This is a genomic window from Albidovulum sp. (genome assembly GCF_049646345.1).
In the GTDB taxonomy this organism is placed as follows: Bacteria; Pseudomonadota; Alphaproteobacteria; order Rhodobacterales; family Rhodobacteraceae; genus Albidovulum.
Genome location: NZ_JBARVQ010000109.1, coordinates 1 through 10235 on the forward strand (window position 1 = coordinate 1; position 10235 = coordinate 10235).

8 protein-coding genes are annotated in these 10235 nt (G+C 62.5%); all 8 read right to left on the reverse strand.

The genetic code is table 11. From position 1 onward, the window contains the following. Positions 1 to 876, reverse strand: an 876-nt coding sequence (locus WBB85_RS02780; RefSeq protein WP_432637100.1) for a Hint domain-containing protein, incomplete at its 3' end; no start/stop codon positions are given. Positions 877 to 1033: 157 nt separating this feature from the next. After that, positions 1034 to 5572, reverse strand: a complete 4539-nt coding sequence (gene gltB / locus WBB85_RS02785; protein WP_432637101.1) for a glutamate synthase large subunit — start codon at positions 5570 to 5572, stop codon at positions 1034 to 1036. Positions 5573 to 5576: 4 nt separating this feature from the next. Then, the gene (locus tag WBB85_RS02790; RefSeq protein ID WP_432637102.1) at positions 5577 to 6149 is read right to left on the reverse strand and encodes a hypothetical protein; all 573 of its coding nucleotides are present in this window, start codon (positions 6147 to 6149) and stop codon (positions 5577 to 5579) included. Then, positions 6146 to 6580: a GFA family protein gene (locus WBB85_RS02795; protein ID WP_432637103.1), complete on the reverse strand. Its 435-nt coding sequence runs from the start codon at positions 6578 to 6580 to the stop codon at positions 6146 to 6148. Before WBB85_RS02795 ends, WBB85_RS02790 begins: the two co-directional genes overlap by 4 nt. Then, positions 6577 to 7002 carry a GFA family protein gene (locus tag WBB85_RS02800; RefSeq protein WP_432637104.1) on the reverse strand — a complete coding sequence of 142 codons (426 nt, stop codon included), beginning with the start codon at positions 7000 to 7002 and terminating at the stop codon, positions 6577 to 6579. The genes WBB85_RS02795 and WBB85_RS02800 overlap by 4 nt, the downstream gene beginning before the upstream one ends. Then, entirely contained in the window at positions 6999 to 7694 is a 696-nt protein-coding gene (locus tag WBB85_RS02805; protein WP_432637105.1) for a hypothetical protein, read from the reverse strand. The genes WBB85_RS02800 and WBB85_RS02805 overlap by 4 nt, the downstream gene beginning before the upstream one ends. Positions 7695 to 7818: 124 nt before the next feature. Further along, a complete protein-coding gene (locus WBB85_RS02810) occupies positions 7819 to 9255 on the reverse strand; it encodes an NAD(P)-dependent oxidoreductase (protein WP_432637106.1) in 1437 nt (478 codons plus the stop codon). A gap of 162 nt (positions 9256 to 9417) precedes the next feature. Further along, positions 9418 to 10221: an undecaprenyl-diphosphate phosphatase gene (locus WBB85_RS02815; protein ID WP_432637107.1), complete on the reverse strand. Its 804-nt coding sequence runs from the start codon at positions 10219 to 10221 to the stop codon at positions 9418 to 9420. Positions 10222 to 10235: the final 14 nt, after the last annotated feature.

Below are 10235 nucleotides of genomic sequence, written 5' to 3' on the forward strand. Positions count from 1 at the left end.
CCGCGCCGCCGGGACCGGCGGACCAGAGAGTCGGTCCAGAAGCTCCGGAAACACCGCGATGATTTCCGCGCGGAGCGCGCTATCTTGCGCAATCATCCAGCTGGACGGATGCAGGCTCTCGCTCGGCGCACCCTCGGCAAAGACAATCTCATGCCGGTCGAACAGAAGATGCAGATAGGCGGTCTCTGCCTGTTCCTGCCGGGTGATCCCGGGCATCCCGATAAGATGCTTCGCCGCCACCAGCACTTCATCTTCGCCGAAATGCAGTTCCGCCAGCCAGCCGGTCATCAGCATCCGGTGTTCAGGAGAGACCCTAAGCTCGCGCTCATTGCCCAACACGCCCGCCGCGATGACGACCGGCGCGAGATCGCCGCGCCCGATCACATCCTGTTGCCCGACCCAGCGCAGCACCTGCGGCCCATGGTCCAATGTGTCGACAAGGTCGCCTGCCTTCAGCGTCTCGACCGCCACCGCGCCACCGGGCACCCGGATCAGCGTGCCGCGCGTGAAACAGGCGGGGCCAAGCTCGCTGACCAGCAGCGCTCCCTGACCCTGAGCCCAGGTCGACGATACGAACGTGCCGTCCATCAGAACCTGTCCGTCGGTGGGCGTGAAATATCGTCCACCCCCCTGCATGTAAAAGGTAACGCCGGTATAGGTGACATTGCCGACGCCCGGCACATTGATGGTTACCGTATCTCCCGGATAGGACCGGACAATATCCACGCCGCCAATCGAATCTCCGTCGAAGCGGTCGAAATCATCGTCATCATTCTGATCTGTCAGCGTTAGTCGTGTGAACGTCACCGAAGACCCGAACAGAGGCGGGTTGGACGGGTTCAGCGAATAAAACTGGTCTTTGTAGGTCGTCGGCATATCAGAATCCGCGTCTGTTCCGGGGCGTCAGGAATCTTTCAGGCGGGTCACTATAACCGGTTAATAAGAAGTAAATAAGGCCAAAATCCTTAACAGGTTAACAGACGAAATTCGGGGCCGGACGTGATGCCCGGCCCCGATTGCGGGGGAATGCCCCTTATTCCGCCGGAACCGCCTCGGATTCCGCGCTGAGCGGATGGGCGATATGGGGCAGCATCTCTTTCGGGCACACTTGGATGAAATTCGCCCGTTCGGATGCCCAGTGTTGCAGGATGCCCGCAGCCTTGCGGCTGCCGGTCTCGGCCGCGTGGCGCTCGATCAGCCCCTTAAGTTCGGCCTCCCAATGCGGGTGGGTGACCGCGCAGGTAACGAGCGTTTCAAGGTTCATCATCTCTTCGGCCATGCCGTCCGGGTCATAGACATAGGCCATGCCGCCGGTCATGCCCGCGCCGAAATTCGCGCCGATCCGGCCGAGAATGACCGCGATACCGCCGGTCATGTATTCGCAGCCGTTCGAGCCGCAGCCCTCGATCACCACCTTGGCACCCGAATTGCGGACCGCAAAGCGCTCGCCCGCGCGCCCGGCAGCAAAGAGATGCCCGTCGGTGGCGCCATAAAGCACCGTATTGCCGATGATGGTGTTCTCAGACGCCTCCAAGGGCGACACCATCGGCGGGCGCACCACGATCACGCCGCCCGACAGGCCCTTGCCGACATAGTCATTGGCATCGCCGGACACTTCCAGCTTGATCCCCGGTGCCGCGAACGCGCCTAGCGACTGGCCCGCGCTGCCGGTCAGCTTGACCGTCAGGTGATCGGGTTGCAGCGCATTGCGCATCCCGAAATTCTTCACGATCAGCGACGAGGCCCGCGTGCCAATGGTCCTGTGCGTGTTCCTGACCGCATAGGAAAGCTGCATCTTCTCGCCTTCCTCGAAGAACCGCGCGCCGTCGCGGATGATCTCGGCATCCAGCGTATCAGGCACAACATTGCGCGGCTTTGAGCGATCATAGACGATCTTGTCTGCCCCATCGACGGTGATCAGCAGGGGGTTAAGGTCGAGGTCATCAAGATGCGCCGACCCCCGGCTGACCTGGCTGAGAAGATCGGCCCGCCCGATCACCTCATCCAAGCTTCGTGCGCCGATCTGGCTGAGGATCTCGCGCACTTCCTGCGCGTAGAAACCGATCAGGTTGACGACCTTGTCGGCCGAACCCGTGAACTTCTTGCGCAACTCCTCATTCTGGGTGCAGACGCCCACCGGGCAGGTGTTCGACTGGCACTGACGCACCATGATGCAGCCCATCGCGATCAGCGCAGCAGTGCCAATCCCGTATTCCTCGGCCCCCATCATCGCCGCGATGACGATGTCGCGCCCGGTGCGCAACCCGCCATCGGTCCTCAGCGTGATCCGCTCGCGCAGCTTGTTCATCGCCAGAACCTGATGCGCCTCGGTCAGGCCCATTTCCCAGGGCAGTCCGGCATATTTGATGCTGGTCCCCGGCGAGGCCCCGGTGCCGCCATTGTGGCCGGAAATCAGGATCACGTCGGCCTTGGCCTTGGCGACCCCGGCGGCAATCGTGCCAACACCGGATGAGGCCACCAGCTTCACCGTCACCTTGGCGCGCGGGTTGATCTGCTTGAGGTCATAGATCAGCTGCGCGAGGTCCTCGATGGAATAGATATCGTGATGCGGCGGCGGCGAAATCAGCGTCACGCCCGGCGTCGAATGCCTGAGCCGTGCGATCAGCTTCGTCACCTTCATGCCCGGCAACTGCCCGCCCTCACCGGGCTTGGCGCCTTGCGCGACCTTGATTTCCAGCTCCTCGCAGGCGTTCAGATATTCCGCCGTCACACCGAACCGGCCCGACGCCACCTGCTTGATCTTGGCCGAGGGGTTGTCGCCATTCGGTTCGGGCACGAAATGCGCCGGGTCCTCGCCGCCCTCACCACTGTCAGACTTCGCGCCGATCCGGTTCATCGCCACATTCAGCGTCTTGTGCGCCTCGGGGGAAAGCGCCCCCAGCGACATGCCCGGCGTCACAAAGCGCTTGCGGATCGAGGTAATGCTTTCCACCTCTTCAATCGGCACCGGACGACCCAAGGGCTTGATGTCCAGAAGATCGCGCAGATGGATTGGCGGATTGGCCCGCATCGTTGCCGAATACTGCTTCCAGAGGTCATAGGACGCGCGATCACAGGCCGATTGCAGAAGATGCATCGTCTGCGCTTCCCAGGCGTGCTTTTCGCCCGAGCGGCGGGCCTTGTAAAAGCCGCCGATCGGCAACACGTCGGTGCCGCCCATCCAGCCCTTGGCATGGACCTCTTCCATCTTGTGCTGGATGCCGCTGGTGCCGATGCCCGAGATGCGGGAATGCATGCCGGGGAAGTATTCGGCGACCATGGCGCGGCTGAGGCCCACGGCCTCAAAGTTCAGACCGCCGCGATATGAGGAGATGACAGAGATTCCCATCTTCGACAGGATCTTCAGAAGACCCGCATCAATCGCATCGCGGTAGCGTCGCGTCGCGTCGATCAGCGCGCCGTCGATCAGCCCGCGGCGGATACGGTCGGCGATTGTGTCCTGCGCAAGGTAGGCATTGACCGTGGTGGCCCCACAACCGATCAGCACCGCGAAATAATGCGGGTCGATGCATTCGGCCGACCGCACATTGATCGAACAGAAGGTGCGCAGCCCCTTGCGCGTGAGCCAGCTATGAACGGCGCTGGTAGCAAGGATCATCGGCATCGCAACCTTGTCGTCGCCCTGATGCTGGTCGGTCAACAAGATATGCCCGGCGCCAGAGCGCACCGCATCCTCGGCCTCGGCGCGAATGCGCTCCAGCCCCTGACGCAGCACGTCATGTTCGTGGCCTGCCGGGAAGGTACAGTCGATCACCGCCACGCTGTCGCCGAACTGGCGCACCATCTCGTCGAATTCCGCGTTGGCGATGAACGGGCTGTCCAGCACCAGAATCTCGGTCTGGCTCGAATCCTCATCCAGCACATTCTTGAGGTTGCCGAACCGGGTCTTGAGGCTCATCACCCGCGCCTCACGAAGCGAGTCGATGGGCGGGTTGGTCACCTGACTGAAATTCTGGCGGAAGAAGTGCGACAGCGGCCGGTAGGTCTTGGACAGAACTGCGGCAGGCGTGTCATCGCCCATCGACGCAATCATTTCCTTGCCGTCCTCGGCCATCGGCGCCAGAACCTGCTCGATTTCCTCAAGTGAATAGCCCGCCGCGATCTGGCGCTTGCGCAGGTCCGCCCCCTCATAGACATGCTTTTCCGGCACGTCGCGCATCATCGCGTTGAGGTCGACAACCTTGTTGATCCAGTCGCCAAAGGGTTGCCCGGCGGCCAGGCGGTCCTTCATCGCCCGGTCGTGGTAAAGCTTGCCCTCTTCCATATCGACGGCGATCATCTGACCGGGGCCAAGGGCACCCTTTTCGCGCACTGCCATCTCATCGACCGGGACCATGCCCGCCTCAGAGCCCGCGATCAGCAACCCATCGCCCGTCAGCACATAGCGCATGGGGCGCAGACCGTTGCGGTCGAGCCCGCCGCAGACCCAGCGGCCATCGGTCATCGCCAGCGCGGCCGGCCCGTCCCAGGGCTCCATCACCGCGTTGCAATAGGAATACATGTCGACCCAGGGCTTCGGCAGTTCGATGGTGGATTTCGACCAGGCCTCGGGCACCAGCATCGTCTTGGCCATCGTCGCGGAACGGCCCGCGCGCACCAGAACCTCAAAAACCGCGTCCAGCGCGCCCGAGTCCGAGCTGCCGCCAGGGATGATCGGCTTGATATCCTCGGCCATCTCGCCAAAGGCCGAGGACGCCATGCGGATCTCATGGCTCTTCATCCAGTTGACGTTGCCCTTCAGCGTATTGATCTCGCCGTTATGGGCCAGCATGCGGAAGGGCTGGGCCAGCGCCCATTGCGGGAAGGTGTTCGTGGAATAGCGCTGGTGATAGATGGCAAAGGCGCTCTCAAAACGCTCATCCATCAGGTCGGGATAGAAATCCGCCACCTGCTCGGCCAGCATCATGCCCTTGTAGATGATCGACCGGCACGACAGCGAACAAAGGTACAGCCCACCGATCTGCGCGGCGAGTGCCGCCTTCTCGATCCGGCGGCGGATGATGTAAAGCTCGCGCTCGAACTGCTCGCGGTCGATGTCCTTTTCGCAGCGGATCAGGATCTGCTCGATCTCAGGCCGCGTCGCATTGGCCTTCTCGCCCAGCATCTCGGTATTCACCGGCACATGGCGCCAGCCATAGATGTAGTGGCCCATGCGCAGGACCTCGGTCTCGACGATGGTCCGGCAGCGTTCCTGCGCCCCGAAATCGGTGCGCGGCAGGAAGATCTGGCCAACCGCGATCAGCTTGCCGAAATCCGGCTCATGCCCGGTGCGGCGGACCTGATCGTAAAAGAACTTGACCGGGATCTGCACATGGATGCCCGCCCCGTCCCCGGTCTTGCCATCGGCATCGACCGCGCCCCGGTGCCAGACGGCCTTCAGCGCATCAATGCCGTTCTCGACGACCTTGCGGCTGGCCTTGCCGTTGATCGACACAACAAGCCCAACGCCGCAGGAGGAATGTTCATCCGTCTCGCGATAGAGCGAGTTTTCATCCATCCACTGACGCTTGGCTTCCTCAGCCGCCAACCAACCTGCATCATAATCCGTCATGATGTTACTCCTTGTCTGGCTCAGCCGCGAAGGTCTGAGTGATCTTTGTTTCTGGCCTGCCAGCCGTGAAGAACTTCCGATCGCCGAACGTTGCATAATGTGCTTCCGAAGGTCCGCTCACCGAGCGGAAGAAAGGAAGGTGGATGTTCCCGTAGTAATCATTCTCGAAGGTTCCCGACCCAAGTTCCGCGCCGTCTGTGGCGGTAGCGCTCCAAGTGCCTGTCAGGCGCGGACTACTCCATGCGCTGAGGCAGGTTCGGAAGTCGGCCGAGAACCTGCCGATCACCTCAGCTTCCTCGTCGCCGAAATCTTCGACACGATTGAACGAGGCGGTGTTTTCGCCGGTATGAACGATTTGGAGATTGCCTCCCCTGTTTACCTTTACCGTTCTTGGCCACGCTTTCGGCCCCTCGACGATGTCCGGCCCGTCCATCTTCACAACCAGCGGCACCCCGGCATCTGCCGGACACCATTCGGTGGGCGCGCCAAGATAGGTCGCATCCAGGACGACCTGATTGGCCTCCTGCGCGGCGGCGGAGCCTGCCGCAAGCATGGATGCGAGCAGAAGCAACTTCACGATGCGTCACCCTCTACATCCACCCCGATCGAGGCGAGAAATTCCTGTTCCGTTATCCGCGGATGATCGCCCGCATAGGCAAAGCCACCCGGCTTGCGGTCGATGTAGATTTCCCTGGTGAGGGGAAAGCCGGTATCGTCGAAGAGCCCGGCCGAGACTGCATAAAACTCCGCCGATGGATCGCTCAGCCGGTACCAGAGCGGCGACCCGCAGGTGCCGCAATTTGCCCGTTCGGCCCAGTCCGAGGATTTGAACACCCGGACCGGCCCTTCGGCTTTCAGCGTGCCGGGGTCGGCGTCGATCTCGAGGAAGGCGGAACCGGTCCAGCGGCGGCACATGCCGCAGTGACAGGCATTCAGCTCGGCCTTCGCGGGCACCATCGTCACGCTCACGGCGCCGCACATGCAGCGACCCTTCAGTTCGGCGCTCATCCCGGCTCTCCCTCGACATGCTTGTGCTTCGCCTCGTACTCCGCCCGCGTCTCGCGCCGGTGATCGCCCGCGAACCGGATGCAGGCCAGCGCGCGGTCGGCATAGATCTCGCTTCTCAGGCCAAACCCCTTCGCGGCCTCGAAAAGGCCCGGCGCGAGGTCGTATTCGGCATCCTGCGACCCGGTATCCCGCATCCAGAGATGCGATCCGCAGTTGCCGCAAAACGCCCGCTCGGCAAATTCCGACGACTTGTAGCGCACGACCGGCCCCTCGACCCGGAGCCCCGCCGCCTCGCCGCCGAAACTCAGGAACACGCCGCCGGTCCATTGCTGGCAAAGGCGGCAATGGCAGGCCCCGACCTCAATCTCATGCGCCGCGACGCTCAGCCGCACCGCGCCGCAGAGGCACTGCCCCTCGATCATGGCCGCAACTCGGTCATCATCATGTCGCAGTCATAGATCGGCTCGGTCGTCAGAAACCCCTTGTCGCCGGGAAAGGCGAAATCGACGGGTGTATTGATAACGTCGGCCTCATCGCCAAAGCTGTTCTCGAAATGCTCGCGGTCGGCAAAGAAGATGCGCCAGCCGCGGTGGACAAGCTGTTGGCCCTTGCGGGACCAGAGCACATTGCCATCCCTGTCGCGCGTGGTCAGATCGAACTTCGTCCGCTCCAGCCGCACACCGTCGATCACCACCGTCTCGCCGGTCAGGATGTCATTCCCGGAATGGCGATGCTCTTCGCCCGCATCGTTCGTCGTGTGGAAGTCAAAATCATCGCGGCCGGTCGTGATCAGCGTGGTGAAGGACGCCGGATCGACCTCATCCGCCAGCCGGTCATTCTCGCCCGAAATCAGGTCATGGCTCTGCATCCAGCGCGTCTCGCTGTCGATGCGGCTCATGTAGAACGGACCGTCGCCGTCCAGGTAAACCGCCCACTGATCGCCCGGCGCATCCGCCGTGCAGCGGTAGTGATGCGAAACCTGACAATCGCGCATCTGCACCGTCGCATAGACCTCGCAGCCCTGAGGTGCGGCGAACTTGCCACCGGCATCGGCAGGCAATGCGAGAAACAGCGCCAAGGCGCCAAGACCGAGGATTCTGCCGGAATGTGCCACGTTCAGACTTCCTTCATTCTCCGGGTCAGCCCCCCTGACCCATTCATAGTGCTTGCGGCATCCTTACCCGACCGGATGCCATACGTTTTGCCGACACTTTGCCGACACTCCGCCGACAGGCCGCTTACTCCGCCGCCACCGACTTCGCCTCGTTCAGATAGGACAGCACGCTCCCGGCCGCCTCGCGTCCGTCGCGGATCGCCCAGACCACCAGAGACGCGCCGCGCACGATGTCGCCCACCGCATAGACGCCCGGCAGGCTGGTTGCATGGGTGCCGAAAGTGGCCTTGATCGTGCCCCAGCGGGTAACTTCCAGCCCCTCGGTGCCCCAAAGCTGCGGCAGGTCCTCGGGTTCGAACCCCAGGGCCTTGATCACCAGGTCGGCCTCTTCGACATAATCCGCGCCCTCGATCACTTCGGGGGCCTGACGGCCGGTCGCATCGGGCGCACCAAGGCGCATGCGTTCGATCAGCACGCCCTCGACGGCATCGCCCGCCGTAAAGCCCTTGGGCGCGGTCAGCCAGACAAACTCAACGCCCTCTTCCTCGGCATTCGCAACCTCACGCTGCGATCCCGGCATGTTCGCCCGGTCGCGGCGGTAAAGGCATTTGACCGATTGCGCGCCCTGCCGGATCGCGGTGCGCACACAGTCCATCGCGGTATCGCCGCCGCCGATCACGACGACGCGCTTGCCCTTGGCATCCAGTTCGCCCGAGTCAAACTCAGGCACCTCGTCGCCGAATGACTTGCGGTTCGAGGCGGTCAGATAGTCGATGGCGCGCACGATGCCGTCGGCACCGGCATTCGGGCCACCGAGATCGCGACTCTTATAGACGCCGGTGGCGATGATCACCGCATCATGCTTGCCGCGGATGGCGTCAAAGGTGATGTCCTCGCCCACATTGCAGTTCAACTGGAACTGCACGCCGCCATCCTCCAGCTGCCTGATGCGGTTCATCACCACATCCTTTTCCAGCTTGAAGCCCGGGATGCCGTAGGTCAGCAGGCCGCCCGCCCGGTCATAGCGGTCATAGACCGTGACCTGCACGCCCTGACGGCGCAGCACATCGGCGGCGGCAAGGCCGCCCGGCCCCGCGCCGATGATGGCGACGCTTTCGGCCCGTTCCTCACGCGGTTTCACCGGCTTGACCCAGCCCATATCCCAGGCGGTGTCGGTGATGTATTTCTCGATCGCGCCGATGGTGACGGTGCCGTGGCCCGACTGCTCGATCACGCAATTGCCTTCGCAGAGCCGGTCCTGCGGGCAGATGCGGCCGCAGATCTCGGGGAAGGTATTGGTGGCCTGGCTGATCTCATAGGCCTCCTGCAAGCGACCCTCGGCGGTCAGGCGCAGCCAGTCGGGGATGTTGTTGTGCAGCGGGCAATGCGACTGGCAATAGGGCACACCGCACTGGCTGCAGCGGCCCGCCTGTTCGGCGGCCTTCACCTCGGCGTACTCGCGGTAGATCTCATGGAAATCCTGCGCCCGGACACTGGCGTCACGCTTGTCCGGCATCGCTTTCTGGACGGTCACGAATTGCAGCATACGATTCTGGGCCATGACGGGTCCTTTCCAGCGGAAATCAGCAGGGTGCGCATTGCTACTCCTGCTTCGCGCGGAATAAAAGTCAGATATACTGACATAAATTGAGGATTTTTTGCCCAGCGGGCGGATATGACAGCATTTTTGACTAAAATTAGGTCAGTAAATAATACCTATCAATCAGTAACCCATGCCCAGAGCCACCAGAACCACAGTCCCGGCGATGATTCGCCACCATCCGAACAGCGCGTAACCATGGCGGCTGACATAGCCAAGCAACCAGCGCACAACGAGAATTGCCGCCACGAAGGCGGCGGCGAACCCAATGGCGATTTCGTTCAGAGCGGACCAATCGAGAATGTCGCGGTTCTTGTAGAGGTCATAGGCAAAGGCGCCCGCCATGGTCGGCATCGACAGGAAAAACGAAAATTCCGCAGCCGATCGCTTGTCCGCCCCGAAGGCCAAAGCACCGACAATCGTCGCCCCCGACCGAGATACGCCGGGGATCATCGCCAGACATTGGATCACCCCGATGCCGAGTGCCCTGGCCATCGGAAAGCGATCGGCATCGTGATGGCGGGGCGCCAATGTCAGTCGGTCGACGACCAGCAGGACGATCCCCCCAAGGATCAGCATCGAAGCGATCAGGCGCGGGCTTTCGAACAGCACCTCCTTGATCACGTCATGGGCCAGCACCCCGACGATGACCGCTGGCAGAAAGGCCAGGAGGCTCGACCCGGCAAAGCGCCGCGCCTGCGGGTCGGTGGGCAGACCCGCGACTGTCCGGCCGACCTTGGCCGCATAGATGCCCAGCACCGCCAGGACCGCGCCCAACTGGATCACAACCTCAAAGGTTTTCCCTGCGCTTTCAAAACCGATGAAATGGCCCGCCAACAGGATATGCCCGGTGGAAGAGACCGGGATGAACTCGGTCAGCCCTTCGAGAAGCCCCAGAAACAGGGCGCTGAAAATCGTATCGCTCATCGTGAAATATGTCT

Bases quoted from the DNA above. Each gene is read 5' to 3' on its own strand.
- gltB (WP_432637101.1), bottom strand. From the start codon at position 5,572: ATGACGGATTATGATGCAGGTTGGTTGGCGGCTGAGGAAGCCAAGCGT.
- WBB85_RS02795 (WP_432637103.1), bottom strand. From the start codon at position 6,580: ATGAGCGCCGAACTGAAGGGTCGCTGCATGTGCGGCGCCGTGAGCGTG.
- WBB85_RS02800 (WP_432637104.1), bottom strand. From the start codon at position 7,002: ATGATCGAGGGGCAGTGCCTCTGCGGCGCGGTGCGGCTGAGCGTCGCG.
- WBB85_RS02810 (WP_432637106.1), bottom strand. From the start codon at position 9,255: ATGGCCCAGAATCGTATGCTGCAATTCGTGACCGTCCAGAAAGCGATG.
- WBB85_RS02815 (WP_432637107.1), bottom strand. From the start codon at position 10,221: ATGAGCGATACGATTTTCAGCGCCCTGTTTCTGGGGCTTCTCGAAGGG.